Below are 26,636 nucleotides of genomic sequence, written 5' to 3' on the forward strand. Positions count from 1 at the left end.
TTGACTGGCATATTTTTCTTCCTTGAAAAGTCGCTCTGCGTTCATGCAAGAGGTGAGGGTTTCGGCATCCTGCCGTTTGAGGGAGCGAACGATAGCGCGAGCCGGTGTTCGTTGGAGACGGGAAAGAGAGACGCTTGCAGTGGGAAATGACGCCATAAGGCGTCGGAGCGAACAGCGAGAGAAGATTATCCGCTAGGGCTCGCTCAAGCGGATCTCCAGGCGCCAGCGGTCGTCCACCTCGCTGCCGACCCACTCGCCTTTCAGCGGCCGTGCCGCCAGCACCGTCAGCAGCAAACCACCATCGCTTTTGCGGGTGCGCCAGTTGACGTCCCGGCCGTTGAGCTTGAGCTGGCCTTTCTGCGAGGGGCCTGCGGCCTGAAACAGCAGCGCTACGCTGCCGTCGATGATCTCGCCGTGCAGTTTCGGTTCGTTGTTGAACCACACGACCAGGCCGCCATCGATCACCTCGACCTGCTGCAGCACGCTGGGGTCCGGCGTGGTCAGGCGACCGATCATCAGACCGACCATCAGGCCGACAATCGCCAATGAACCGATCACCCGCGGGAATAGTTTCGAACGGTTGTCCACAGGCGGCGTAGAATGCCGCTCATCTTTACCTTCGGAGCCGTGCATGTTTCACGTCATCCTTTTTCAACCAGAAATTCCGCCGAACACCGGCAACGTTATCAGGCTGTGCGCCAACAGCGGCTGCCACCTGCATTTGATCGAACCGCTGGGTTTCGAGATGGACGACAAGCGCCTGCGCCGCGCCGGCCTCGACTACCACGAATATGCCACGCTGCAACGCCATGCGGACCTCGCCAGTTGTCTGGAAAGCCTCGGCAACCCTCGCTTGTTCGCCTTTACCACGAAGGGCTCGCGACCGTTTCACGACGCGGCGTTCGTGCCGGGCGATGCGTTTATCTTCGGCCCGGAAAGCCGCGGCTTGCCCGCCGAGGTGCTTGATGCCCTGCCCGCCGAACAGCGCCTGCGCCTGCCGATGCGCGAAGGCTGCCGCAGCCTGAACCTGTCCAACACCGTCGCGGTCGCCGTGTACGAAGCCTGGCGCCAGAACGACTTTAGATAACACCGCAAAACAAATGTGGGAGCGAGCCTGCTCGCGATGACGGAGTGTCAGGCGACATCGATATGTCTGACAAACCGCCATCGCGAGCAGGCTCGCTCCCACATGGGTGAGGCTGAACCGTTATTGAACGGTTGGCGTCTCGCCGCTTTCCTGCATGCGCTGCAGTTCTTGCGCGTACAGGGCGTCGAAGTTCACCGGGGCCAGCATCAGTGCCGGGAACGAACCCCGAGTGACCAGGCTGTCGAGGGTCTCGCGCGCGTACGGGAACAGGATGTTCGGGCAGAACGCACCCAGGGTGTGGCTCATCGAAGCGGCGTCGAGGTTTTTGATCAGGAAGATACCGGCCTGCTGCACTTCAGCGATGAAGGCGACTTCCTCACCATTTTTCACGGTCACGGACAGGGTCAGCACGACTTCAAAGAAATCGCCTTCCAGTGCCTTCTGACGGGTGTTCAGATCCAGCGCGACCGCCGGGTCCCACTGCTGGCGGAAGATCGCCGGGCTTTTCGGGGCTTCAAAGGACAGGTCGCGAACGTAGATGCGCTGCAAGGAGAATTGCGGTGCGGTTTCTTCTTCGCTGGCTGCAGTGTTCTGTTGGTCAGTCATCTCAGATCCTTATCGATCTTGGGTCTTTTAGGGAGTGCTGTACGTGGGTGCAGCCGTTCAGCCCTTGAGCAGTGCGTCGAGTTTGCCGGCGCGCTCCAGAGCATATAAATCATCACAACCGCCGATGTGCTTTTCGCCGATCCAGATCTGCGGCACGGACGTGCGTCCGGCCTTTTTGGTCATTTCGGCGCGCAGCTGCGGCTTGCCATCGACCTTGATCTCTTCGAAGGCCACGCCTTTGCTGGCGAGCAGGTGCTTGGCGCGCGAGCAGTAAGGGCAGTAATCGCTGGAGTAGACGACGACGTGGCTCATATCACTTCACCAATGGCAGGTTGTCGCCTTTCCAGCTGGAAATCCCGCCGGACAGCTTGGCCGCAGTGAAGCCGGATTTCATCAGCTCGCGGGCGTGAGTGCCAGCAGTCTGACCGAGAGCGTCGACCAGAATGATGGTCTTGGACTTGTGCTTTTCCAGCTCGCCGGTACGGGCAGCCAGTTTGTCCTGCGGAATGTTCACCGCACCGACGATGTGGCCAGCGGCGTAATCCTTGGCCGGACGGATGTCCACCACTAGGCCTGCGTCCTTGTTGACCAGTGCGGTCAGTTCGCCGGTGCTCAGGCTTTTACCGCCGCCCTGCATCGTGTGCGCCAGCAACAGAGCCAGCAATACGACGAAGATACCGACAAGAATGTAGTGGTTAGTGGCAAATTCAATCAGGTGAGCAACCATCGAAGGAGGTTCCAGGGCGTTAAAATGTCGGCCAGTATACACAGCCACTATGGTCGGCCAAACCCCGTCCGGCGGTGACGCGGTCGGAACTTCGCTTTAAACTCCAACTCCGTTTTGCATCGCCCTCTTCTTTATTAGCCACGAGTGGATTCCATGACGACTACGCCTAAACCTTTGGTCCTGATGATTCTCGACGGCTTCGGTCACAGCGACAGCCCCGAATCGAACGCCGTGTTCGCGGCGAAAAAACCTGTTCTCGATCGCCTCTGGGCCACGGTGCCGAACGGCTTGATCTCGGGCAGCGGCATGGACGTCGGCCTGCCGGACGGGCAGATGGGCAACTCCGAAGTCGGCCACATGAACCTCGGCGCCGGGCGCGTGGTGTATCAGGATTTCACTCGCGTGACCAAAGCGATCCGCGACGGCGAGTTCTTCGACAACCCGACCATCTGCGCCGCGGTGGACAAAGCCGTTACCGCCGGCAAGGCCGTGCACTTCATGGGCCTGCTGTCGGATGGCGGTGTGCACAGCCACCAGGACCACCTGATCGCCATGGCTGAACTGGCGTTCAAGCGCGGCGCTGAAAAAATCTACCTGCACGCCTTCCTTGACGGCCGCGACACGCCGCCGAAAAGCGCTGCCTCGTCGATCGAACTGCTCGACGCGACTTTCCAGGCACTCGGCAAGGGCCGCATCGCCAGCATCATCGGCCGTTATTTCGCCATGGACCGTGACAACCGCTGGGATCGCGTCGCTCAGGCCTACAACCTGATCGTCGACGGCAACAGCGAATTCCACGCCGCCACCGCTCAGGAAGGTCTGGAAGCTGCCTACGCACGCGGCGAGAGCGATGAATTCGTCAAAGCCACGACCATCGGCGAACCGGTCAAAGTCGAAGACGGCGACGCCGTGGTGTTCATGAACTTCCGCGCCGACCGCGCCCGCGAGCTGACCCGAGTGTTCGTCGAGGACGAGTTCAAGGACTTCGAACGCGCCCGTCAGCCGAAACTGGCCGGTTTTGTCATGCTCACCCAATACGCCGCAAGCATCCCGGCACCATCGGCCTTCGCCGCTGGCAGCCTGGAAAACGTGCTGGGCGACTATCTGGCGAAAAACGGCAAGACCCAGCTGCGCATCGCTGAAACCGAAAAATACGCGCACGTGACCTTCTTCTTCTCTGGCGGGCGTGAAGAACCGTTCCCCGGCGAAGAGCGCATCCTGATCCCGTCGCCGAAAGTCGCCACCTACGACCTGCAGCCGGAAATGAGCGCACCCGAGGTGACCGACCGCATCGTCGACGCCATCGAGAACCAGCGTTACGACGTGATCGTGGTCAACTACGCCAACGGCGACATGGTCGGCCACAGCGGCGTGTTCGACGCAGCGGTCAAAGCGGTCGAATGCCTGGACATCTGCGTCGGGCGCATCGTTGAAGCACTGGAAAAAGTCGGCGGCGAAGCGCTGATCACGGCCGACCACGGCAACGTCGAGCAGATGGCCGACGAATCCACCGGCCAGGCGCACACCGCGCACACCACCGAGCCGGTGCCGTTCATTTATGTCGGCAAGCGCGACCTCAAGGTGCGTGAAGGAGGCGTACTGGCGGATGTAGCGCCGACCATGCTGATGCTGCTGGGCCTGGAAAAACCGGCGGAGATGACCGGTACCTCGATCTTGGTCTGATCCGAATCCGGAAACACCGCAAAAACCCTGTGGGAGCTGGCTTGCCAGCGATAGCAATCTGACAGCCAACATTTATGTTGAATGTGCAGCCGCCATCGCTGGCAAGCCAGCTCCCACAGTGGTTTGTGCGGGTTTCGGAGATAATTTTCAGCTGTATCTCCAGCCAGTTATCACACAGCCCCAATTGGGCGTTTTTTTTGCAGCCTCGGGCGGGCATACTAGGCCGTCCCTTACCCTGGTGCCGCCCGCCCCTATGCTTCGCGTCCTGATCGCCCTTGCTCTGACCTGTCTGCTCCAGCCGGCCTTCGCCGATGAGCGCGCGCAAACCCAACAGCAGTTGGACGCTACGCGTCAGGATATCGCCGAGCTGAAAAAGCTCCTCGGCAAGCTGCAGGAAGAAAAATCCGGCGTGCAGAAAGAGCTCAAAGGCACCGAAACCGAGATGGGCAAGCTGCAGAAGCAGGTCGACGCCCTGCAGAAAGAACTGCAGAAAAGCGAATCCGAGCTGCAGCGGCTCGATGCAGAGAAAAAAAAACTCCAGAGCGCGCGCACTGAACAGCAGCGACTGATCGCCATTCAGGCCCGAGCGGCCTATCAGAACGGCCGGCAGGAATACCTCAAGCTGCTGCTCAACCAGCAGAACCCCGAGAAATTCGCCCGCACCCTGACCTATTACGACTACCTGAGCCAGGCCCGCCTGGAACAGCTGAAGAATTTCAACGAAACCCTGCGCCAACTGGCCAATGTCGAAAAGGACATCGGTCTGCAGCAGGCGCAGTTGCTGGTACAGAAAAGCGACCTCGATACTCAGCGCGAAGCACTCGAGAAAGTGCGCAAGGAGCGCCAGCAGGTTCTCGCCAAGCTTAATGACGACGTAAAAGCACGCGATCAGAAACTCGCTGCTCGCGAGCAGGATCAGGCAGACCTGTCTAAAGTCCTTAAAACCATCGAAGAAACCCTGGCCCGCCAGGCTCGTGAGGCAGAGGAAGCGCGACAGAAAGCGCTGATCGCCCAGCAGGAAGCGGAAAAAAAGCGCTTGCGTGAGGCGCAGGCTGACAACAGCGACGCCCCACGAAAACCCGCCAGATCAAGCCCCGGCGCCCTCGTATCGAGCAGCGGCGAGACATTTGGCGGGCCTTTTGCTGCAACCCGGGGAAAACTTCCGTGGCCGGTTGATGGTCGATTACTCGCACGCTTCGGTGAAAGCCGCGGCGACGATGCCCGCACCAAGTGGGACGGCGTGATGATCAGCGCCTCCGCTGGCAGTCAGGTGCATGCCGTCCACGGCGGTCGCGTGGTGTTCGCCGACTGGCTGCGCGGTGCCGGGCTGCTGGTGATCCTCGATCACGGCAACGGTTTTTTGAGTCTGTACGGCCACAACCAGACGCTGCTCAAGTCGGCGGGTGATGTGGTCAAAGCGGGTGAGTCGATCTCCACTGTCGGTAACAGTGGCGGTCAGGACACGCCAGCGCTGTATTTCGCAATTCGTCAGCAGGGTCACCCGAGTGATCCGGCGCAATGGTGTCGTGCGCAAGGATAAGCGCACCACCTAATTCAGGAGTTCGTTCGACATGCTGCATTTGTCCCGCCTTACCTCGCTGGCCCTGACGATCGCCCTGGTGATCGGCGCGCCTCTGGCGTTCGCCGCGCAACCGGCCCCGACCGTCGCTCCGGCAGGCACTGCCGCGACCGCCAAGGCCCCGCTGCCGCTGGAAGAGCTGCGCACCTTCGCCGAGGTCATGGACCGGATCAAAGCCGCGTACGTCGAACCTGTGGACGACAAGACCCTGCTGGAAAACGCGATCAAGGGCATGCTCAGCAACCTCGATCCGCATTCGGCTTACCTGGGCCCGGAAGATTTCACCGAATTGCAGGAAAGCACCAGCGGTGAATTCGGCGGCCTGGGCATCGAAGTCGGCGCCGAGGATGGCTTCATCAAGGTCGTCTCGCCGATCGATGACACTCCGGCGTCGAAGGCCGGCATTCAGGCCGGCGACTTCATCGTCAAGATCAACGGCCAGCCGACACGCGGCCAGACCATGACCGAAGCCGTCGACAAGATGCGCGGCAAGATCGGTCAAAAAATCACCCTGACCCTGGTGCGCGATGGCGGTACGCCGTTCGACGTGACCCTGGCGCGCGCTGTGATTCAAGTGAAGAGCGTCAAGGCACAGCTGCTCGAATCGGGTTACGGCTACATCCGCATTACCCAGTTCCAGGTCAAGACCGGTGACGAAGTCTCCAAGGCGCTGGCCAAGCTGCGCAAGGACAACGGCAAGAAGCTCAACGGCATCATTCTTGACCTTCGCAACAACCCGGGCGGCGTGCTGCAATCGGCGGTGGAAGTGGTCGATCACTTCATCACCAAAGGCCTGATCGTTTACACCAAGGGTCGCATCGCCAATTCCGAACTGCGCTTCTCCGCGACCGGCAAGGACGAAAGCGAAGCAGTGCCGATGGTCGTGCTGATCAACGGCGGCAGTGCCTCGGCGTCGGAAATCGTCGCCGGCGCCCTGCAGGATCAGAAACGCGCTGTGGTCATGGGCACCACCAGTTTCGGCAAAGGCTCGGTGCAAACCGTGCTGCCGCTGAACAACGACCGCGCATTGAAAATCACCACCGCGCTGTATTTCACGCCCAATGGCCGTTCGATCCAGGCGCAGGGCATCGTGCCGGACATCGAAGTGCGCCGCGCGAAGATCACCAACGAAGCCGACAGCGAATACTTCAAGGAGGCCGATCTGCAGGGCCACCTGGGCAACGGCAACGGCGGCGCGGACAAACCGACCGGCTCCGGCGGCAAGGCCAAAGCCATGCCACAGGATGATGATTACCAGTTGGCCCAGGCCCTGAGCCTGCTCAAAGGGCTGAGCATCACGTCCGGCCGTTGAGGATGTCGCTGCGTTTTCTGTTCGTTCTGTTGTGCTGCCTGGCGGGTGCTGTTCACGCAGAGCCCGCCAGCCCGAAACCGCACAAAGCCTACCTGACGCTGATCATCGATGACCTGGGGCAAAACCTGCCCCGGGATCGTCGCGTGCTCGCCCTGCCCGGCCCGGTGACCACGGCAATCATGCCGGACACCCCGCACGCCACCGAGTTTGCCCGCGAGGCCCATCGCGCCGGCAAGGTCGTCATCCTGCACATGCCAATGGACCCGGCCACCGGGCCTTATGCCTGGCACCCGGAACTGCCGATTGAAGAACTCGAAAAACGCCTCAACGCCGCCTTCGAGAAAGTCCCGTTTACCGCCGGCATCAACAACCACATGGGCAGCCGCATGACCGCACAACCCGCGGCGATGGCGTGGTTGATGGCTGAATTGCAGCGGCGGCACAAGTTTTTCGTCGACAGCCGCACCAGCGCCCAGACCGTCGCCGCGCAGCAGGCGCAGAAGATCGATCTGGCGAGCGTCTCGCGGGACGTGTTCCTTGACGACGAACGCACGGAAGCGGCGATCGCTACGCAGTTGCAGACGGCGATCAGCCTGGCGCACAAGCAGGGCTCAGCAGTGATGATCGGCCATCCGTATCCGCAAACCCTCGCGGTGCTCGAGCGTGAATTGCCGAAGTTGAAGGCGCAGGGGATCGACTGGATCGATATCCGGCAGATGATCAGTGTGCGCAGCAACCGCGCCATGGCCGCTCACGGCAAAGACGGCACTTATCGGTAATAGCCGGTCACGCTAAGCAATACATAGTTACCACCGCACGCCCCGCCCCGTTTCCGATAGTGCGACCTGCCACAGGTCGCGACTCCCACGAGTCGCTTTTCAGCTATCAGGAGTTCCCATGACAACAAACACCCCGATTACCCCGGCCATTGAACGGACCGAACCCATCAGAATCGATAACCTGTTGATCAATTTCACAACAGAGTTTCTGCGCATTTGGGATACCGACGGCTTGTCAGCCAAATCTGCGTCCTTCTGGCGACCTACCCCGGCCCCCGATGCGCTACCCGGTTACTTTCCCTTGGGCGATGTCGTCACCAGAGGCCTGAGCAACATCAATGGTAAAAAGGTGGTAGCCGTTGCTTGCGAAGCAGACATTGCCAGCACTGACTCCACCAAAGGCAGGGCACTGCGTCGTCCCGATGATTATGAACTGATCTGGAAAGACTCCGGGTCGGGCTCAAAAAGAGATCTGTCGATCTGGCGTCCACGCCCTCCCGCAGGCTACGTGGCGCTGGGGACGGTGTGTTCGAGCGATCATGAAAAGCCGTCACTCAACGCTGTCCGCTGCGTTCGCGCGGACCTGGTCATTCCATCGAATACCAGCGACATGATCTGGGATGACAAGGGCAGCGGAGCCCGTCAGCGTGTCAGTACCTGGAGCGCAGTACCTCCAGCCGCTTTACCCGGTGAGGTTCACTTGGCATCAGGCAGTTTTTTCGGCTTGAGTGACTACACCCGACCGGCCAGTTTTCCGGTTTACTGTCTGCGCCTGCAGATCGGGCTGCAACTGAATACACGCCCATCACCCCCTGTCCTGTGCGGAGAGACACCGACGTCTTCGGACACTACAGACGATCCTTCTTACACCGCCAGCCTGCCCTGGTTCACGATCAAGGATCCGCATTACCCAGCGACTGAGCAATTGCGTCGTTCCCCGTTCTATCAGCTGGAACGCAAGGATCGCTACATTCTGGTAGGCCATGCGCGCAACACCGGCAACGACAGCCAGATATTCAGGTGGTCAGCGCCTCGCGCCCAGCGAACCGCCGGTTTACGAACGTTTTCCCACACCACTTCCATTGAATTCGGAGCCCAATGGCAAACCCATCAGCACGACGCGCTGACGTTTTCCGCACGGTTGGGCCACGATTTCACCCAATGCGAAATACATTCGAACGAGTGGGGCAATATGGCGCCCATCGAAGTGGTTGCGGTCGTGGACCCAAACAGGTCGGTTGCCGCCTATCTGGTGCAAAGCGACTACAGACTGGTACGTGCAGACGGTACATCAGTGACCGAGGGTTTCAGCTACACCGATGGCAGTAGCTTGCACATCAGCCAGTACGCGTCACCCGAGCCCGAAATCATCGTCGTGCCGGTATCCGAGGCGGCCGAAGAGCAGACAGTGCAAGCGCCCTTGGCAGAGGACGAACCCAGCGCTCCGCTACCAACGCCAGATCAGTCCGCCACTACAGATATCGCCCCATGATCTCGTCAACCACGCCTTCCTTGCGCAACTGATCCAGCGCGGCCTGCAACCTGGCGACGACTTCATCGGGAACATCCTTGTTCAGCGCCAGATAAAGCTCTGCGCTGTTGAAGCGCAGCACGGTTTTCAGGCCGCTGACACCCTCCTGCCGGGCCAGATAACGCCCGGCGGGATCGCCGGTGGCCCACAGATCGATCTGCCCGTTGACCAGTTTCTTCGCATTGTCCTGATCGCGCAGCACTACGATCGGCTTCAGACCTTGCTTGGCCAGGGTCTCGGCGATGGCGTCGCCCTTGTAGGCACCGATCTTGTATTTGCGCGCGTCTTCCAGCGTATCGAGGGTGATCTTGCTGTCAGCCTTGGCCAACAGAATCCAATCATCCGGCCCGATCGGACCGACCCACTTGAACAGGTTTTCCCGGTCACGCAGACGCGCCATGACGAAGGCGCCGTAACCGGGGTTTTCCAGGGCAAGTTTGTACACCCGCTCCCAAGGGAAGCGCAGCGTCAGGCTGTAGGTGAGGCCGGCACGCTGGAACATTTCGCGCACGATATCGGTAGCAATGCCGCTGATGTTCTCGCCCGGGGCGAAGTTCTTGCCGTTTTTCGCCATGTTGTACGGCGGGAAGTTTTCGGTGAGAAGCACCAGATCGGTGTCGGGAGCGTTTTCGGCGCGAGCGGTGTGGATGAGCAACATCGAGGCGCTGGCGAGAACGAGAAGCAGGCGTTTGATCATGTCGGGCTACCGGGTTCCATGGCGTGCCCAAGAGTGCCTTGGGTGCGCCATGGTGTCCACTGGCCGGCACGAAATCAATGCACTTCGGCACTGTCGGAAGCGCCAGCAGCACGTGTTTGTTCAGAGCAGCCTAATCACTCTTGCTTATTAAAAATTTGAAAAACTTTTCAAATAGTATTCGTTTTACATCTCGCCACAGCACAAAAAACATCACTGCAGAAAATCCAAATAGAGTTACTGAAACCAACTTCTCTCTTTTAACTTTCGACCAAGGACCGGTCATGAACTACCAATCAAAAGTGGCAGCGGCACTCGCTTTTCTGACCACCACCTTCGCTCTAGCGTCTTGTGCATATACTTTCCCGGAACCTGCAGAGCCCATTATTTTGCATAATTCTCATCAGCAGAATAATCACTTGAACGGCATCGGACAGATCATCAAAGGGGACCGTCGTTACTGCACGGCTTTTCTCATCGATAGCCGCGACGCTGATAATGATGCAAATGGCCCCGCGTATATCCTGACCAGTGGACATTGCGCGTCAATCTGGATTGGAACAGTTGCGGACACGGCCTATCAGGGCCAGATACAGTTCAATTACTTTCAAGACACGCTGCTGGACGCCAAGCGTTACAACATTCAAAAGGTCAACTGGGCCAGCCTGGCTGGCACTGATATCGCCGTCATGGAACTGAACAGCTCGCTGCAAGCGGTGATTGCCGACGGCATCAATCCACTCAAGGCAGCACTCAAAGCGCCTGACAGACTCATTCAGGTCAGGGTCATCGGCGCGCCCTCAAGCGCGCCAGGTCTGAGGCTGTCGTCCTGCACCCAGGAGCCAGCCGACACGACGCTGATCAAGTATCTGACCGTTCATACCGGTTACCAGAAACAGGATTGCAAAGGCATCGAACCGGGCTCATCCGGCTCCCCGGTCATGGACATCGCTACAGGGGAAGTCATCGGTGTCATGTCGGGAACCACCTACGCAATCACAGCGAGTGATCTGTGCTTCTGGCATGGGCTCTGTGCAACCCCTGGTCGTCAATCCGTTTTGCCTGATCAGGCCAGTCAGAGTTTCCCGATCGACTATCTGATGTCCTGTTTTTCTGACGGACACTTCAATATCGAGGCGCCCGCCTGCTCGCTAAAACCCGACTTCAATTTCAGGGCCAGAACCAACGCAGACGTTTCGCTTTATAAAGCGCCTGAGAACGAATATGAAAAGAGGCCAGACTGGGACGTCAGGTTTTCAATGAACACAAACTTCTTCAGATTTAAAACCGTGCGTGACGCACACGCCTGTTACTTGCCAGAACGCTACAGTAACCCGATCGATATCAGCACTGGTCTTGTTGATGCACCGATCGGCAGTGAAGCAGGCTTGTACTATCTGTGCCTGGTGGGTGTCGACTCAGTTGATCATCAACTCAGCGAGGGGAAATTACGCAACACACAGATTCTGCCAGCGCGCCTGGTCAAGCCAGGCGGGATTTCATTGCCTGAACCAGCACCTGAGATCAAGCACGGCACTGAAGAGCTTTTGGTGGAATATCGTCAGAACACGGGTCGCAATATCTGGACTCAGATCTATGTTGGGGCAGTCGGTTCAACAGACTGCGCCGGCATCGAATCGAGAAGCTACACCAAGATAGGCGACAGCTTTCTGGTACCCAACCAAGCCCTGCCGTTGACGCTGTGCAGCTACACCATGGATCGCGATTTCAATACTTCTGCCGTACGCACGGAGATCTTGCAAAAACCTTGACCCGTCGGCTGCAAGCCGGGCGGTGAGTAACCCGCATGGGTTCCGCCCGGCAAAATGCAGCCTCAACGTGATCAGCGCATCACGATGCCGCGTTGGGCCATATACGCCTTGGCTTCCTGCACGGTGTATTCGCCGAAATGGAAAATACTCGCCGCCAACACGGCGCTGGCGTGACCTTCGAGGATGCCGTCGGCCAGATGCTGCAGGTTGCCGACACCGCCGGAAGCGATCACCGGGATACCCAGCGCGTCACTGATTGCGCGGGTCACGCCGAGGTCGAAGCCGTTTTTCATGCCGTCCTGATCCATGCTGGTCAGGAGGATTTCACCGGCACCGAGGCCTTCCATTTTCTTCGCCCACTCGACGGCGTCGAGGCCGGTTGGCTTGCGCCCGCCATGGGTGAAAATCTCCCAGCGCGGGGTTTCGCCGGGGCCGGAAACCTTTTTCGCGTCGATGGCAACGACGATGCACTGCGAGCCGAAATGCTGCGCTGCTTCACCGACGAATTCCGGGTTGAACACGGCGGCGGTATTGATCGACACCTTGTCCGCACCGGCATTGAGCAGGTTGCGAATGTCCTGCACGGTGCGCACGCCACCGCCGACGGTCAGCGGAATGAACACCTGGCTGGCCATGCGCTCGACGGTATGCAGCGTGGTATCACGGCCATCGACGCTGGCGGTGATGTCGAGAAAGGTAATTTCGTCGGCGCCCTGCTCGTCGTAGCGACGGGCGATTTCCACCGGGTCACCGGCGTCGCGGATGTTCTCGAACTTCACACCCTTGACGACCCGGCCGTTGTCCACGTCCAGGCAAGGGATGATGCGTTTGGCCAGCGCCATGGTCAGTCCTCAGCCTTGGTACGAATCGCAGAAAGCTTGCGCTTCGGCGACGTCGAGAGTGCCCTCATAAATCGCGCGACCCGTAATGGCGCCGATAATGCCCGGCGCCTTGGCGTCGAGCAGCGACTTGATGTCACCCAGATTGTGGATGCCGCCGGAAGCGATCACCGGGATCTTCGTCGCCGCAGCCAGCGCAGCGGTGAACGGTACGTTGCAGCCCTGCATCATGCCGTCTTTGGCGATGTCGGTATAAACGATCGACGAGACGCCGTCGGCTTCAAACTGCTTGGCCAGGTCGATGACCTGCACGGTGCTGATTTCTGCCCAGCCATCGGTGGCGACGAAACCGTCCTTGGCGTCGAGGCCGACGATGATCTTGCCCGGAAAGGCGCGGCAGGCTTCGGCGACGAAAGCTGGATCTTTCACGGCTTTGGTGCCGATGATCACGTAGCTGACGCCGGCCTTGACGTAATGCTCGATGGTTTCCAGCGAACGGATGCCGCCGCCGATCTGGATCGGCAGGTCCGGGTAGCGCTTGGCGATCGCGGTGACCACTTCGCCGTTGACCGGCTGGCCTTCGAAAGCGCCGTTCAGATCGACCAGATGCAGACGGCGGCAACCGCCCTCCACCCACTTGGCAGCCATGCTCACCGGGTCATCGGAGAACACCGTGGAATCTTCCATGCGGCCCTGGCGCAGACGTACACAGGCGCCGTCCTTGAGATCGATAGCGGGAATAATCAGCATGCTTTTTCCTTCGTCAAAGAGCTGCAAGCTGCAAGCTATAAGCTGCAAGCACGCATGTATGGCCGTTTCTTGCAGCTGGTAGCTTGAAGCTTGCCGCTGCTCCTAATTTTTTTCGAGCGCCCACAGGTCGCTTTCGATGCTTTCAAACCGCTCTTTGAGGTGGGTCTGCACATCGAAAATCGCCCTGTTGTAATAGTGCGGAGCAATTTCGCGGGTAAACAGCTCAAGAATTTCCGCCGCTTCGAACGAACCCAACTCCAGTTCGAAACGGTCTTCCATGAACCGCTGAATCTTGCGATTGGCCTCGCTCTCCTGTTCGGGAGTGAGGGTCAGAATCGGCGGTTTGGACTTCTTGACGGCCATTTACCAGCGACCGTCCCACGCGGCGAAGTTCTGCAGCAGCTGCAGGCCATGGGTATGGCTTTTCTCCGGGTGAAACTGCACGGCGAAACGCGAGCCATCGGCCAGCGCTGCTGCGAAATCGACACCGTAGTGACCGCCACCGACCACCTGCCGCGCGTTGGCGGCGGCGATGTAGTAGCTGTGCACGAAGTAGAAACGCGCCATATCCGGAATGTCATGCCACAGCGGGTGGCTGACCATCTGCTTTACCTCGTTCCAGCCCATGTGCGGGACTTTCAGGTGCTCGCCGTCTTCATGCAGGTCTTTGCCGAAGAACTTCACCGCACCCGGAAACAGGCCGATGCAGTCGACGCCATCGTTCTCTTCGCTGGTATCGAGCAAGGCCTGCATGCCGACACAGATGCCGAGGAACGGGCGATCCTGGCTGACTTCACGCACCAGCGAGTCGAAACCGAGGCGACGGATCTCCGCCATGCAATCGCGAATCGCGCCCACACCGGGAAACACCACACGATCGGCTTCGCGGATCACGTCCGCATCGCTGGTGATCAGCACCTTGCCGGCGCCGACGTGTTCCAGCGCCTTGGCCACCGAGTGCAGGTTGCCCATGCCGTAGTCGATAACTGCAACCGTCTGCATTACAGCACGCCTTTGGTCGAAGGCATCTGCCCGGCCATGCGCTCGTCCAGCTCGACGGCCATGCGCAGCGCGCGGCCGAAAGCCTTGAACACGGTTTCGATCTGGTGGTGAGTGTTGGTGCCGCGCAGGTTGTCGATGTGCAGGCTGACCAGTGCATGGTTGACGAAGCCCTGGAAAAATTCCTGGAACAGGTCAACATCGAAGCCGCCCACGGTAGCGCGGGTGTACGGCACGTGCATCTGCAGACCCGGGCGACCGGAGAAATCGATCACCACGCGTGACAGCGCTTCATCGAGCGGCACGTAGGCGTGGCCGTAGCGACGGATGCCTTTCTTGTCGCCGATGGCTTTGGCAAACGCCTGGCCGAGGGTGATACCGACGTCTTCCACCGTGTGGTGGTCGTCGATATGCAGATCGCCCTTGCATTCGATATCCAGGTCGATCAACCCGTGACGGGCGATCTGATCCAGCATGTGCTCAAGAAAAGGGACACCGATATCGAATCGGGCCTTTCCGGTGCCATCAAGGTTGATCGAGGCTTTGATCTGGGTTTCCAGAGTGTCGCGCTCGACAGACGCCTTACGTTCGGCCATCACCAGCTCCGCAAAATCATTGGGCGAAAAAGGCAGCCATTATAGGCACGCAGCAAGCAAACAGAAACACGAGAGGTGAGATGGCTGACGGATAGAATGCCCGGCGGTCGCGGGTAGACATGTCCATACAAGCCATTACAGACACACAAAACAACTGTAGGAGTGAGCCTGCTCGCGATGAGGGCCTTCCAGTCACCATTCTTGTGACTGTCAGACCTCTATCGCGAGCAGACTCACTCCTACAGGGGTACAGCGTTTTTACTTAGTGAAACAGTACCGCCGTCTTCTGCAGGGTCACCCACACACCCCACGCCAACGGAATACCGACCACCAGCCACGCAGCGATGGCCAGCGGCTTGCTGCCCGGTGCCGCTTTCCACTCAAGGACGGTGCTGGCATCAGCACCCTTGTCGTGGCCCAGCGCCTGTTCGGCCGCCAGTTCAGCGTCGCTCATGAAGTACTTGTCGGCCACCGGGCGCACCATCAGGTTGCACAGGAAGCCCAGCACCAGCAGGCCGGCGAGGATGTACAAGGTGATGTCGTAAGCGGCGGCGCGTTCAACGCCGATGCTCAACTGATATTCACGCAGGTAGTTCACCAGCACCGGACCCAGCACACCGGCAGCAGCCCAGGCAGTCAGCAGACGACCGTGGATCGCGCCGACCATTTGCGTACCGAACAGGTCCGCCAGATAGGCCGGTACCGTGGCGAAACCACCGCCGTACATCGACAGGATGATGCAGAACGCAGCCACGAACAGCGCAACGTTGCCCAGATGACCCATGTTCGGAATCAGCGCGTACAGGGCAAAACCCAGGGCGAAGAACACGAAGTAAGTGTTTTTGCGACCCAGGTAGTCCGAGAACGAAGCCCAGAAAAACCGACCACCGATGTTGAACAGGCTCAGCAGGCCGGTAAAACCTGCAGCAATCGCGGCGATCGAAGCCAGTTGACCGGCGTCAAGCTGACCGAACGGCACGTCAACGCCCAGCAACTTGCCGCCGAACACTTCCTGCAGCAGCGGCGAAGCCATGCCGAGGATGCCGATACCGGCAGATACGTTCAGGCACAGCACCAGCCACACCAGACGGAATTGCGGGGTTTTCCACGCTACGTTCACGTGCACGTGACGATTGGTGATCATCGCGTTCGAAGCTTTCTTCGCCGGCGCCGTCCAGCCTTCAGGCTTCCAGCCGGTTGGCGGAACGCGGTACGACAGTGCGCCACCGATCATGAACACGAAGTAAATGGCCGCCATGGCCACGAAGCTCTGCCAAACGCCCACGCCTTCTGGCGAAGCGAAGTGGCTCATCAGCGCCGTTGCCAACGGTGCACCGACCATCGCGCCGCCACCGAAACCCATGATCGCCATGCCGGTCGCCATGCCGCGCTTGTCCGGGAACCACTTGATCAGGGTCGACACCGGCGAGATATAGCCCAGGCCCAGACCGATACCGCCGATCACCCCGGAGCCGATCCACATCAGCCAGATCTGGTGGGTATAGATACCCAACGCCGAGATCAACAGACCGCCGCACCAGCACAGGGCCGAAACCACGCCTGCCTTGCGTGGCCCGGCATGTTCGAGCCAGCCACCCCAGATCGCTGCCGAGCAGCCGAGGAAGATGAAGAACAGCGTGTAGATCCAGCCGAGCATGGAGATCGGCCAGTCGCAGTTCGAAGAAAATACCTGTGCGATGAAGCTCATGTCCGGTGCGCAAGCCACCGGAGCGGTAACGCCCAGCGCCTTGGACAACGGCAACCAGAACACCGAAAAGCCGTAGGCCATGCCGATGCACAGGTGAATGGCCAAAGCGGCCGGTGGAACCAGCCAGCGGTTGAAACCGGGCTTGGCGATGATGCGTTCCTTGGACAGGAACGCAGGCTGGTCGGCGCGCAGGCCGTCCGCCGTGATGCTCGTGCTCATTGTGTATCCCCCAATTGTTAGTATGGTTCGCCAGCCACTGCTCACCCTCGGCCTTATGCACGCAGGCATGACCGTTTTTTTCAGGTGAAGCTCCTTGAAGGCGCGACGTTAAGTCGCAGACGGGCGGACGAACTGGCGAAGGTTACCATTCTCAGGTGACAGAAAAACCAAACTGATATCACCTTTTTTCAAGTCATCTGTTCTCGTACCACTCAGGAAACGACCATGCCGATCACCGTCCAGGTGCTACAAGACGCCAGTTATCAGGATCAGCAGGACTTGCAGAAGATCTATCGCGACGCGCCGCCATGGCTGTTCGCGCCGTTTTCCGGCGACAGCGGACTGATCGAAAGCAGCCTCGCCGACGGTTCTCTGATTGCCGGGCGCTTCAACGATCGCTTGCTCGGTGCCGGGCGTCTGCAAAGGCACCACGATGTCTGGTACTTGTCCCATTTATGCGTACGAAAAGTTACCCGCCGTCGCGGAGTCGCCGAGCGGCTGGTGAACCAAGCGCAGGAAATGGCGTCGCAAGCGGGGGCCGAATTGCGCCTGCTCGCGCCCGCCGGGCAGGTCGAGGCGCAAGCCCTCGCGGCCAAATTGCACATGACGCTGGACGTACTGGCAACAGGACGCCACAGCGAACCGGGCCATTGCAGCGCTATACTCCCCGGCTAATTTACGAATTCGACTCACTACAAGGACTCGCCCATGAAAGCGTTCGGCAAAATCCTGGGTCTGGTGCTTCTCGGGTTGTTGCTGATCATCGTGGCGGCAGGCTTTGCCCTGACCCACCTCTTCGATCCCAACGACTACAAAGACGAGATCCGCCAGATAGCTCGCGACAAGGCCCACATCGAGCTGACGCTCAATGGCGATATCGGCTGGAGCCTGTTCCCGTGGCTCGGCCTGGAATTGCACGAGGCCAGCGTCGCCACCCTGGCAAAACCTGCCGAACCGTTCGCCGACCTGCAGATGCTCGGCCTGTCGGTACGCGTGCTGCCGCTGCTACGCCGCGAAGTGCAAATGAGCGATGTCCGCGTCGAAGGCCTGAACCTGCGTCTGAACCGCGACAAGAACGGTCACGGCAACTGGGAAGACATCGGCAAGGTGCCGGTTGCGCCTGGTACAACGCCGCCGGCCAAAACCGACGCGCCTGCCAGCGAACCGACCGTAGCCGTGGAAAAACCGGCGCAGCCGATCCGCCTCGACATCGACAGCCTGACCGTCAACAACGCCCGCGTTGAGTACACCGACGAGCTGACCGGCAAGCAATTCAGCGCCGAAAGCATCCAGTTGAGCACCGGCCCGGTCCACGACTCGACCAATATTCCGGTAAAAGCCACCGCGTTTCTCGGCACCAATCAACCGGTGCTGCGCGTGCGCACCGAGCTCAGCGGCGAGCTGCGCTTCGAACGGGCCGTGCAGCGCTACAAGTTCGAAGACTTGAAGCTGTCCGGCGAACTGGCCGGCGATCCGCTGCAGGGCAAGACCATGACTTTCTCGGCGCAGGGGCAGCTATTGCTGGACAAAGCAGCGAATGTCGCCGAATGGACCGGCATCAAGATTTCCGCCAACCAGCTGCGCGCCTTGGGCGAACTGAAAGCCAACGACCTCGACAAGACGCCGCAGATCAGCGGTGGCATTTCGATTGCCCAGTTCGATCTGGCGAAATTCGTCGACAGCGTCGGGCAGACTCTGCCGGCCATGGCCGAAGGCAGTCTGAGCAAGGTCGAACTGGTCAGCCGCATCGCGGCCACGCCCAGCAGCATCGCCTTCGACAACATCAACCTGAAGCTCGACGACAGCAGCATCAGCGGTCGCATTGCCGTCGAAGACTTCGCCAGGCAATCGTTGCGGATGATCCTCAAAGCCGACACCTTCAACGCCGACCGTTATCTGACGCCGAAATCGGCACAGGCCAACAGCGCCACGCAAACGCGTCAGGCCGAAGTCGCCAGCACCGAGGCAGGTGCCGTCGCAGGCACCACGCCGCTGCCGGACAAACCGAGCAAAACCGCCTGGAGCACCGAGCGCCTGCTGCCAGTCGAACGCCTGGCCAAGCTCGATGTAGACGCTGACCTTAGCTTCGGCCAACTGACCCTCGACAAGCTGCCGATCGACAACGCCGCGCTCAAGGCCAGCGGTCAGGGCGGCCTGCTGACCCTGACCAACCTCAGCGGCGATCTGTACAACGGTGGATTCGTCGCCAACGGCACGCTCGATGTGCGCCCGAGCGCACCGGTGCTGAATCTGCAGACCCGACTCAATCGCGTCCCCGCAGAAAAAATCATTGAAAGCCAAGGCAAGAATCCGCCGGTCAAAGGTCTGGTGACACTCACCAGCAGCTTTACCGGCAGCGGTAACAGCCAGCAGGCGCTGATCGATACGCTGAACGGCAACGCCAGTTTCGTCATCAACAATGGCGTACTGCTCAATGCCAACCTTGAGCAGCAGTTGTGCAAGGGCATCGCCACGCTCAATCGCAAGACTCTCAGCGGCGAGCCGCGGGGCAAGGACACACCGTTTGAAGAACTCAAGGGCAACCTGACCGTGCGCAACGGCGTCGCCAGCAACCCGGACCTGAAAGTGCGCATCCCCGGCATGACCGTCAACGGTGACGGCGACATCGACCTGCGCGTCCTCGGCATGGATTATCGCGTTGGCATCATCGTCGAAGGCGACACCAGCGCCATGCCTGACCCGGCCTGCCAGGTCGGCGAAAAATTCGTCGGCGTCGAATGGCCGCTGCGCTGCCGCGGCCCGCTGGAACTCGGCGCCAAGGCCTGCCGCATCGACAATGATCGTCTCGGCCAGGTCGCGAGCAAAATGGCCGGCGACAAGCTCAGCGAAAAGATCGACGAAAAACTGGGCGACAAGGTCAGCCCGGAACTGAAGAACGCATTGAAGGGGCTGTTCAAGCGATGACAGCGGAGCAGTTTTCCAGCGCGGTGCTCGACTGGTTCGACCGCCACGGCCGCCACGATCTGCCTTGGCAACAGAACATCAACCCGTATCGGGTGTGGGTGTCGGAGATCATGTTGCAGCAGACCCAGGTCAGCACGGTGCTCAATTATTTTGATCGCTTCATGACCGCGCTGCCGACCGTCGAAGCGCTGGCCGCCGCACCCGAAGACGAGGTTCTGCATCTGTGGACCGGGCTGGGTTACTACACCCGCGCGCGCAATTTGCAGAAGACCGCGAAGATCGTCGTCAGCCAGTACGGCGGCGAGTTTCCACGCGACGTCGAAAAACTCACCGAACTGCCGGGCATCGGCCTGTCCACAGCTGGCGCCATTGCCAGCATCAGCATGGGCCTGCGCGCGCCGATTCTCGACGGCAACGTCAAACGCGTTCTGGCGCGTTTTACCGCGCAGGAGGGTTACCCCGGCGAGCCGAAGGTTGCCAAACAGCTGTGGGCCAACGCTGAGCGCTTTACCCCGCACGATCGGGTCAACGCCTACACCCAGGCGATGATGGATCTTGGCGCCACGCTCTGCACGCGCAGCAAACCGAGCTGCCTGCTGTGCCCGCTGGAGCGTGGCTGCGAAGCCCACATGCTGAGCCTGGAAACCCGCTATCCGATCCCCAAGCCGCGCAAAGCCATCCCGCAGAAGCGCACGCTGATGCCGATGCTCGCCAACGATGAAGGCGCGATTCTGCTTTACCGCCGCCCTTCGACGGGTCTGTGGGGCGGCTTGTGGAGCCTGCCGGAGCTGGATGATCTGGACGATCTGCAACATCTGGCCGACCAACACTCGCTGACCATGGGCCAGCAGCAGGCGCTGCCAAGCCTTGTCCACACCTTCAGCCATTTCCAGCTGTCCATCGAACCCTGGCTGGTTCAGGTGCAGGAGGCCGCCCATCACGTGGCCGAGGCCGACTGGCTCTGGTATAACCTCGCCACCCCGCCGCGCCTGGGCCTCGCCGCCCCGGTCAAGACCTTGCTCGAACGCGCGGCCGCCGTCTTGAATGCAGGAGTATCGCCATGACCCGCACCGTAATGTGCCGCAAGTACAAAGAACAACTCGAAGGCCTCGAGAAAGCACCGTTCCCCGGCGCCAAGGGCCAGGACATCTACGAAAACGTGTCCGCCAAGGCCTGGGGCGACTGGCAGAAACACCAGACCCTGTTGATCAACGAAAAGCGCCTGAACATGATGAACGCCGAAGACCGCAAATTCCTTCAGGGCGAAATGGAGAAGTACTTCTCCGGCGAGGAATACGCCAAGGCCGAAGGCTACGTGCCGCCATCCGAATAACCCGGGTTTTTCGTAAGCGACGGAATTAATTTAAGAAATTTTCAAAAAGTCGTTGACGTAAATCCGAAAAACCCTTTTAATGCGCCCCGTTGCCCAGATAGCTCAGTCGGTAGAGCAGGGGATTGAAAATCCCCGTGTCGGCGGTTCGATTCCGTCTCTGGGCACCAAATACCGAAAACCCTGAATCGCAAGATTCAGGGTTTTTTTATGCCTGCGATTTAGTGAGGCTGGTTTCCCACCTCTTGATCCGCGCTACCATCAGCACCCCTTACGGAAGAGGGCTATCCCCGCGATGAACCAAAAACGAACGCGAGTCCCACTGCCCCATCCGCCGCCGCACCAGGAAAGTCCGGTGTCCAGAGGGCTGGCAATCATGATCAGCCTGTTTCTGATCGGTACCGGCGCGTTGCTGGGCTACTCGGCCATCGACGGCGTTATCCACGAGACGATCACCACCGCCACGCGCGGCGGTCCGGCCAAGGTCTACACCCTCGCCGGGCAGCCGGGCATGTACTGGTTTCACGTTGTACTTCAAGGTCTGTTCGGCGTCTTGCTGCTGGCCGCAGGCCTGGCGTGGCAAAGACTGACGCGCATCGACAAACCTGCGGCCAGAACCCAACGCAAATCGCGTTCGCGTTAACGGTTGTCCTCAAGCGTACGAAATGGACTACAGACGTCAGCCCGGCAAAGCTTCGGTCCTCGGCAACGTCCTGCAATGGCAATCTCTTCTTCCTGCGGACTTCACCGTCTCCCCCGACATACTCAAACGGCGACAATCGTCATGCTTTTGCGTCTGTTCACCCTGACGCGGAAGACCCGATGAGCCAGCTAAAACCTGCTGACACGCAAGACCCGAAAATCGATTCACTGCTGGGCGAACTGGGCGAGTTGATTTGCCAGGCTCGGCAAAAAGTGCTGCGCGCGGTTGATACGATTCAAGTGCAGACTTGTTGGCAGATCGGCCGGCATATTGTCGAGTTCGAACAGAAGGGCGCCCAGCGTGCGGGTTATGGTCAGCGGTTGCTGGCGCTACTGGCGAAGGATCTGACGGAGCAGTTCGGGAAGGGCTTTGATGCTTCCAATCTGCGCTACATGCGCCTCTTTTATCAGGCGTTTCCAATTCGTGACGCACTGCGTCACGAATTGAGCTGGACCCATTACCGCCGCCTGCTACGCGTCGAAAACGAGAAAGCGCGCCTGTGGTACATGAACGAATGTGCCGACCTCAACTGGTCAAGCCGCGCCCTTGATCGGCAAATCCTGACGCTCTATTACGAGCGCCTGCTCATGAGTCAGGACAAAACCGAGGTGGTCGAGGAAGCGACCACCAACATCAACGCGATGAAATGCAACCCACGGGAATTCATTCGCGATCCGGTCATGCTCGAGTTCCTTGGCCTGCCCTCGGCGGGAAAAGTCAGGGAAAGCGGCCTCGAACAAGCTCTCATCGATCACCTGCAAAGCTTTCTGCTTGAACTGGGCAAAGGCTTCTCCTTTGTCGCTCGGCAACAACGCATCAGCACTGACGGCGTTGATCTCTACATCGATCTGGTGTTCTACAACTACCTGCTCAAGTGCTTCGTGATCATCGACCTCAAACGCGGCAAACTCAGCGCCCGCGATGTCGGGCAGATGGACATGTATGTGCGCATGTACGACGAGCTCAAGCGCAGCGAGGGCGACAAGCCGACTGTCGGCATCATTCTGAGCGCCGAGAGCAACGACTCGGTTGCGCGCTATTCGATGCTCAAAGGCAATGAGCAACTGTTCGCCAGCAGTTACAAGACGATACTGCCGAGCGAAGAAGAGTTACGGGCCGAGCTGAACCGCGAACAGGCGCTGATTGAAGAACGCTTGCTCACCCAATCCCCTGAATAAACCGGCTGGATTGTTCACAGACAGCACTGAGACTATCGTTGGCGAATCTCCGTCGAGGTCGAGCGCCATGAGCAGTCAGCAAACAACCGAACTGGAAGACGCCGAATTGAGCCAACCGGTTCTGACTGCAAGCGAAGGTACTCCCTTCAACGAAATCGCCAACGACGGCTATGCACTCGGCGGTTTCACCTGGCGCCACACCTCGTCCGACCCGCAACGCCCGGTGGTCATCATCAACGCCGCCACGTCCGTGCATTGCCGTCACTATTCGCGATTCGCGGCGTATCTGTTCAGCCATGGTTTCGACGTGATGACTTACGACTATCGCGGCATCGGCGAATCACGCAGCGAATCGATCAAAGGGCTGCGCGCCTCGTGGACTGATTGGGGCGCGCTGGATTTCCAGGCGATGCTCAAACGTGCGCAACGGGAGTTCCCGGGGCAGCCGATCGATGTGATCGGCCACAGTTTCGGCGGTTGCGCGGCGGGACTGGCTGAATCCGGGAGAGTGATCCGACGACTGGTCACCGTCGGCGCACAGTTCGCGTACTGGCGCGACTACGCTCCCGAACAGCGCTGGCGCATGTTCGGCAAATGGCATGTGGCGATGCCCTTGCTGACGCTGCTGTGTGGCTATTTCCCCGGCAAGCGCCTCGGCTGGCTGGAAGATACGCCAACAGGCGTTGTACGCGACTGGAGCACGCCTGCCGCGCGTTTCGAACAGCGCCCGAGCGGTCGCGCTCTGTTGCAGAAGACGGGTTCCCTACCCTTCGCCAACGTCCATGCACAAACCCTGGCCATCAGTATCAGCGACGACCCTTACGGCACGATCCCGGCCATCGAACGCCTGCTCGACTACTTCAGCAACGCGGAAAAAACCTACCTGCGTATCAAGCCGCAGGACATTGGCGAACAACAAGTCGGACATTTCGCCTTTTTTCGCAGCGCATACCAAGCCACACTATGGCCCATCGCTCTGACCTGGCTGCAGACCGGCGCACTGGCCCCCGACACATCCGGACGGCAAGTCCCGCGCAGCTGAGCCCTTCCCAACGCAAGACGGAACAGACCATGGCCTCCGCCAACAAGCAGCAAAAACGCGCCGCCCGGGCCAAGACCAAGGCCAGGCAGAACCGCACCAAACGCGCCGAGGCGCCGGTCGAACTGGACCCGAACGACGACCGCATCGACTTCGAATCGGTGGACCTCACCGAGCTGTTCAAGAAGATGATCGACGCCGAGAAGATCAGCCAGCAAGCGATGTGCAGCGCGTTCCTCGAAGACCCGCTGCTGGAACTGGTCTATGAGCAGGAAGGCGAAGAAGGCGCGATGGATTTCATCCTCGCCGCGCTGATCGAGTATCGCCAGTGGTCGCAGGAAACCGACGAGGCCGGCGCGCTGGCGTGGATCGAGTCCCCGGCCTTCCAGGCCGACTATGTGGCCGCGTCCGACGCGATCGCCGCACAAACCCAACAGAAGAACTGAGTTCCCATGGCATCCCTGAACAAGCAACAGAAACGCGCCAAACGCGCCAAGGCCAAAGCCAGGCAAATCCGCATGGTCGGTCGTAAACCGCTGGATCAGGACGAAGACCTCGGCCACCTCGCCGAGCCGATCCCGGAATACACCCTGGCGATGTTCAGCAAAATGCGCGACGCCGAAGCCGTCAGCCGCAACGAGATGCTGCTGACACTGCTGCGCGAGCTGGCCTTCATCATCGTCGACCATCCTGAACTGCTGGACATGGAAAACGCCGACAACGAAGGCATGGCCGCCACCCACCTGGCCGCTGACATGCTGATCGACTATCGCATGTGGGCCGACGGCATGACGATCGAAGAAGCCCAGGCCTGGCTGAGCGAACCGCAGTTCATCACCGATTTCGGGGTGGCGCTGGATGCTTATGGCAAGTCGGTGGACTCGCCGGAAGAAAAGAGCGAATAAATCCTGCGCAAAAACAAAAACGGCCGCTCGTCATCCCTGACAGCGGCCGTTTTCACATCACGCGTTGCGACTCAGCTCAACACCACCGCACCACGTTTTTCCAGCTTGCGACGGCGCGATACCAGCAGGCCGGCAGCCACCACCAGCAAGCTCAGCAGGCCTGTGGCGAGGATCTCCACGCGATGGGCTTCCTGGAACAGCATGATGGTCAGGGCCGCGATGATGAAGATGATCACCGCGTAGGTCAGGCCCGGGAACAGCCACATGCTGAAGACGATGTTCTCGCCGCGTGCCACGCGCTGCTTGCGCATGCGCAGTTGCGAGAAGGCGATCACCAGGTACACCAGCAGGGCAATGGCGCCGGAGCTGGCCAGCAGGAATTCGAACACCGCAGCCGGAGCGACGTAGTTGGCGAAGGTGCAGAGGAACGCTGCGCCGGTCGACAACATGACTGCCCAGTAGGGCGTGCCGCTCTTGTTGGTGCGGGTCGACATGGCCGGGGCATCGCCGCGCTTGCCGAGCGAGAACAGCATGCGCGAAGACGTGTACAGCGCCGAGTTCAAGCAACTGGTCACCGCGACCAGCACGACGATGTCGACAATCATCTTGGCGTTCGGGATGCCCATGCGCTCGAGCACAGTCTGGTAGGAGCCGAGGTTGGCCAGCGTAGGATCGTTCCATGGCACCAGAGCCACGACAATGAAGATCGACACCAGATAGAACAGGCCGATCCGCCAGATCACCGAGTTGGTGGCCTTGGAGATCTGTTTGCCCGGGTCTTTCGATTCCGCCGCCGCGATGGTGACGATTTCGGTCCCCATAAACGAAAACATGGTGGTCAGGATCGCGCCCAGCACGGCGCCCATGCCATTGGGCAGGAAGCCGCCGCTGTCGAACAGGTGCGAAACGCCGCTGACCTGACTCGTCGGCAGGAAGCCGAAAATCGCCGCAAGGCCGAGGCCGATGAAGCCGATGATCGCCAACACTTTGATCAAAGCGAACCAGAACTCGAACTCACCGTAGTTTTTCACGCTGAACAGGTTGGTCACGGTCAGCAGCAGGGTAATGACCAGAGCGAATGCCCAGATATCCACGCCCGGGAACCACGCGTGGAGGATGGTCGCTGCGGCGTTGGCTTCCAGTGGAATCACCAGTACCCAGAACCACCAGTACAACCAGCCGATGGTGAAACCGGCCCAATGACCAATCGCGCGGTCGGCGTAAGTCGAGAAAGAACCGGTGTCCGGCGAGGCGACGGCCATTTCGCCGAGCATGCGCATCACCAGCACCACCAACGTACCGGCAGCGGCGTAAGCCAGCAGCACGGCCGGGCCAGCAGCAGCGATGGCGTGGCCGGAGCCAACGAACAGACCGGCGCCGATCACACCGGCGATCGACAACATGGTCACATGACGCGGTTTGAGCCCCTGTTCGAGGCCATTGGAGCTTGGGGTACTGCTCATAGAGACTACCTTTGCAAGGAAAGCGGGTGCATCCGGCCGGTCTGAAAATTCTTTCTCGTAAAAAGAATCCAACGGGCTGTTCCTTATTCTGCACGCAATATTTACGCCAAAATGTTTCATATCCTTGGACGCCGGGGACTTGCGGGCAATGCCAGTGCTCGATGCAAGTCCTTGAGTTTAATGGCTATTCGCCAGAGCGTTACCCTGCGACT

At 59.8% G+C, this 26,636-nt stretch carries 28 protein-coding genes and 1 tRNA gene; 17 read left to right on the plus strand and 12 right to left on the minus strand.

What is annotated here, in order from left to right; translation table 11 throughout:
- Positions 1-192 precede the first annotated feature (192 nt).
- Positions 193-633 carry a hypothetical protein gene (locus ACYYKW_RS04730; protein ID WP_464989532.1) on the minus strand — a complete coding sequence of 147 codons (441 nt, stop codon included), beginning with the start codon at positions 631-633 and terminating at the stop codon, positions 193-195.
- Here ACYYKW_RS04730 and trmL point away from each other — a divergent pair.
- Positions 632-1,087 carry a tRNA (uridine(34)/cytosine(34)/5-carboxymethylaminomethyluridine(34)-2'-O)-methyltransferase TrmL gene (gene trmL, locus ACYYKW_RS04735; RefSeq protein ID WP_093105940.1) on the plus strand — a complete coding sequence of 152 codons (456 nt, stop codon included), beginning with the start codon at positions 632-634 and terminating at the stop codon, positions 1,085-1,087. The two genes, ACYYKW_RS04730 and trmL, sit on opposite strands and share 2 nt — an antisense overlap.
- Positions 1,088-1,207: 120 nt before the next feature.
- Here the strand turns inward: trmL and secB are convergent, their stop codons facing one another.
- The 3 genes from secB to ACYYKW_RS04750 are packed head-to-tail and all read right to left on the minus strand — an operon-like array spanning position 1,208 to position 2,420.
- A complete protein-coding gene (gene secB / locus ACYYKW_RS04740; protein ID WP_064117041.1) occupies positions 1,208-1,693 on the minus strand; it encodes a protein-export chaperone SecB in 486 nt (161 codons plus the stop codon).
- A gap of 57 nt (positions 1,694-1,750) precedes the next feature.
- Positions 1,751-2,005 (minus strand): glutaredoxin 3, encoded by a 255-nt coding sequence (grxC, locus tag ACYYKW_RS04745; RefSeq protein ID WP_090280239.1) that lies wholly within the window; start codon positions 2,003-2,005, stop codon positions 1,751-1,753.
- A gap of 1 nt (position 2,006) precedes the next feature.
- Positions 2,007-2,420, minus strand: coding sequence for a rhodanese-like domain-containing protein (locus ACYYKW_RS04750; protein WP_093105945.1), 414 nt, complete (start codon positions 2,418-2,420; stop codon positions 2,007-2,009).
- A 153-nt stretch (positions 2,421-2,573) separates the two neighbouring features.
- On the opposite strand from ACYYKW_RS04750, the gene gpmI reads away from it, so the two are divergent.
- The 5 genes from gpmI to ACYYKW_RS04775 all read left to right on the plus strand — a co-directional run bounded on the left by gpmI (position 2,574) and on the right by ACYYKW_RS04775 (position 9,265).
- Positions 2,574-4,103 carry a 2,3-bisphosphoglycerate-independent phosphoglycerate mutase gene (gene gpmI, locus ACYYKW_RS04755; RefSeq protein ID WP_464989533.1) on the plus strand — a complete coding sequence of 510 codons (1,530 nt, stop codon included), beginning with the start codon at positions 2,574-2,576 and terminating at the stop codon, positions 4,101-4,103.
- A 253-nt stretch (positions 4,104-4,356) separates the two neighbouring features.
- A complete protein-coding gene (locus ACYYKW_RS04760; RefSeq protein WP_093105956.1) occupies positions 4,357-5,643 on the plus strand; it encodes a murein hydrolase activator EnvC family protein in 1,287 nt (428 codons plus the stop codon).
- Between the two features lie 31 nt (positions 5,644-5,674).
- Complete coding sequence (locus ACYYKW_RS04765) at positions 5,675-6,994, plus strand: S41 family peptidase (protein ID WP_093105959.1); 1,320 nt, start codon at positions 5,675-5,677, stop codon at positions 6,992-6,994.
- Positions 6,995-6,996: 2 nt separating this feature from the next.
- Entirely contained in the window at positions 6,997-7,773 is a 777-nt protein-coding gene (locus tag ACYYKW_RS04770) for a divergent polysaccharide deacetylase family protein (protein ID WP_464989534.1), read from the plus strand.
- A gap of 118 nt (positions 7,774-7,891) precedes the next feature.
- A complete protein-coding gene (locus tag ACYYKW_RS04775; RefSeq protein WP_464989535.1) occupies positions 7,892-9,265 on the plus strand; it encodes a Vps62-related protein in 1,374 nt (457 codons plus the stop codon).
- On the opposite strand, the gene ACYYKW_RS04780 is transcribed toward ACYYKW_RS04775, so the two are convergent.
- Positions 9,246-10,001 carry a substrate-binding periplasmic protein gene (locus ACYYKW_RS04780; protein ID WP_464989536.1) on the minus strand — a complete coding sequence of 252 codons (756 nt, stop codon included), beginning with the start codon at positions 9,999-10,001 and terminating at the stop codon, positions 9,246-9,248. The genes ACYYKW_RS04775 and ACYYKW_RS04780 overlap by 20 nt on opposite strands.
- 140 nt (positions 10,002-10,141) lie before the next feature.
- On the opposite strand from ACYYKW_RS04780, the gene ACYYKW_RS04785 reads away from it, so the two are divergent.
- Positions 10,142-11,770 (plus strand): trypsin-like serine peptidase, encoded by a 1,629-nt coding sequence (locus ACYYKW_RS04785; RefSeq protein WP_464989537.1) that lies wholly within the window; start codon positions 10,142-10,144, stop codon positions 11,768-11,770.
- Positions 11,771-11,841: 71 nt separating this feature from the next.
- Here the strand turns inward: ACYYKW_RS04785 and hisF are convergent, their stop codons facing one another.
- The 6 genes from hisF to ACYYKW_RS04815 form a co-directional block, all read right to left on the minus strand.
- The gene (hisF, locus tag ACYYKW_RS04790) at positions 11,842-12,612 is read right to left on the minus strand and encodes an imidazole glycerol phosphate synthase subunit HisF (protein ID WP_003220755.1); all 771 of its coding nucleotides are present in this window, start codon (positions 12,610-12,612) and stop codon (positions 11,842-11,844) included.
- Positions 12,613-12,621: 9 nt separating this feature from the next.
- Positions 12,622-13,359: a 1-(5-phosphoribosyl)-5-[(5-phosphoribosylamino)methylideneamino]imidazole-4-carboxamide isomerase gene (hisA, locus tag ACYYKW_RS04795; protein ID WP_464989538.1), complete on the minus strand. Its 738-nt coding sequence runs from the start codon at positions 13,357-13,359 to the stop codon at positions 12,622-12,624.
- A gap of 102 nt (positions 13,360-13,461) precedes the next feature.
- Positions 13,462-13,722, minus strand: coding sequence for a DUF2164 domain-containing protein (locus ACYYKW_RS04800; protein WP_464989539.1), 261 nt, complete (start codon positions 13,720-13,722; stop codon positions 13,462-13,464).
- Positions 13,723-14,361, minus strand: coding sequence for an imidazole glycerol phosphate synthase subunit HisH (hisH, locus tag ACYYKW_RS04805; protein ID WP_093105986.1), 639 nt, complete (start codon positions 14,359-14,361; stop codon positions 13,723-13,725).
- Positions 14,361-14,954, minus strand: a complete 594-nt coding sequence (gene hisB / locus ACYYKW_RS04810) for an imidazoleglycerol-phosphate dehydratase HisB (protein WP_007909204.1) — start codon at positions 14,952-14,954, stop codon at positions 14,361-14,363. The genes hisH and hisB overlap by 1 nt, the downstream gene beginning before the upstream one ends.
- Before the next feature lie 262 nt (positions 14,955-15,216).
- A complete protein-coding gene (locus tag ACYYKW_RS04815) occupies positions 15,217-16,881 on the minus strand; it encodes an OFA family MFS transporter (RefSeq protein WP_464989540.1) in 1,665 nt (554 codons plus the stop codon).
- A 225-nt stretch (positions 16,882-17,106) separates the two neighbouring features.
- Between ACYYKW_RS04815 and ACYYKW_RS04820 the strand changes: the two genes are divergently transcribed.
- The 10 genes from ACYYKW_RS04820 (at position 17,107) to ACYYKW_RS04865 (ending at position 24,961) form a co-directional block, all read left to right on the plus strand.
- Positions 17,107-17,556 carry an acetyl-CoA sensor PanZ family protein gene (locus tag ACYYKW_RS04820; protein ID WP_464989541.1) on the plus strand — a complete coding sequence of 150 codons (450 nt, stop codon included), beginning with the start codon at positions 17,107-17,109 and terminating at the stop codon, positions 17,554-17,556.
- Positions 17,557-17,589: 33 nt separating this feature from the next.
- On the plus strand, positions 17,590-19,806 hold the full coding sequence (locus ACYYKW_RS04825) for an AsmA family protein (RefSeq protein WP_464989542.1): 2,217 nt from the start codon (positions 17,590-17,592) through the stop codon (positions 19,804-19,806).
- The gene (gene mutY, locus ACYYKW_RS04830) at positions 19,803-20,870 is read left to right on the plus strand and encodes an A/G-specific adenine glycosylase (RefSeq protein ID WP_464989543.1); all 1,068 of its coding nucleotides are present in this window, start codon (positions 19,803-19,805) and stop codon (positions 20,868-20,870) included. Before ACYYKW_RS04825 ends, mutY begins: the two co-directional genes overlap by 4 nt.
- Positions 20,867-21,139: an oxidative damage protection protein gene (locus tag ACYYKW_RS04835; protein WP_093106010.1), complete on the plus strand. Its 273-nt coding sequence runs from the start codon at positions 20,867-20,869 to the stop codon at positions 21,137-21,139. The genes mutY and ACYYKW_RS04835 overlap by 4 nt, the downstream gene beginning before the upstream one ends.
- Positions 21,140-21,230: 91 nt before the next feature.
- Positions 21,231-21,306 (plus strand) — tRNA-Phe (locus tag ACYYKW_RS04840).
- 206 nt (positions 21,307-21,512) lie between these two features.
- Positions 21,513-21,779 (plus strand): hypothetical protein, encoded by a 267-nt coding sequence (locus tag ACYYKW_RS04845; protein ID WP_464989544.1) that lies wholly within the window; start codon positions 21,513-21,515, stop codon positions 21,777-21,779.
- A 179-nt stretch (positions 21,780-21,958) separates the two neighbouring features.
- Positions 21,959-23,017 carry a PDDEXK nuclease domain-containing protein gene (locus ACYYKW_RS04850; protein WP_464989545.1) on the plus strand — a complete coding sequence of 353 codons (1,059 nt, stop codon included), beginning with the start codon at positions 21,959-21,961 and terminating at the stop codon, positions 23,015-23,017.
- Between the two features lie 67 nt (positions 23,018-23,084).
- Positions 23,085-24,059 (plus strand): alpha/beta hydrolase family protein, encoded by a 975-nt coding sequence (locus ACYYKW_RS04855; RefSeq protein ID WP_464989546.1) that lies wholly within the window; start codon positions 23,085-23,087, stop codon positions 24,057-24,059.
- Between the two features lie 29 nt (positions 24,060-24,088).
- Positions 24,089-24,502: a hypothetical protein gene (locus tag ACYYKW_RS04860; protein WP_090280172.1), complete on the plus strand. Its 414-nt coding sequence runs from the start codon at positions 24,089-24,091 to the stop codon at positions 24,500-24,502.
- A gap of 6 nt (positions 24,503-24,508) precedes the next feature.
- The gene (locus tag ACYYKW_RS04865; protein WP_093106028.1) at positions 24,509-24,961 is read left to right on the plus strand and encodes a hypothetical protein; all 453 of its coding nucleotides are present in this window, start codon (positions 24,509-24,511) and stop codon (positions 24,959-24,961) included.
- A gap of 71 nt (positions 24,962-25,032) precedes the next feature.
- Here the strand turns inward: ACYYKW_RS04865 and gabP are convergent, their stop codons facing one another.
- Positions 25,033-26,424, minus strand: coding sequence for a GABA permease (gene gabP, locus ACYYKW_RS04870; protein WP_464989547.1), 1,392 nt, complete (start codon positions 26,422-26,424; stop codon positions 25,033-25,035).
- Between the last annotated feature and the right edge of the window lie 212 nt (positions 26,425-26,636).

This window comes from Pseudomonas sp. 15C, assembly GCF_055484735.1.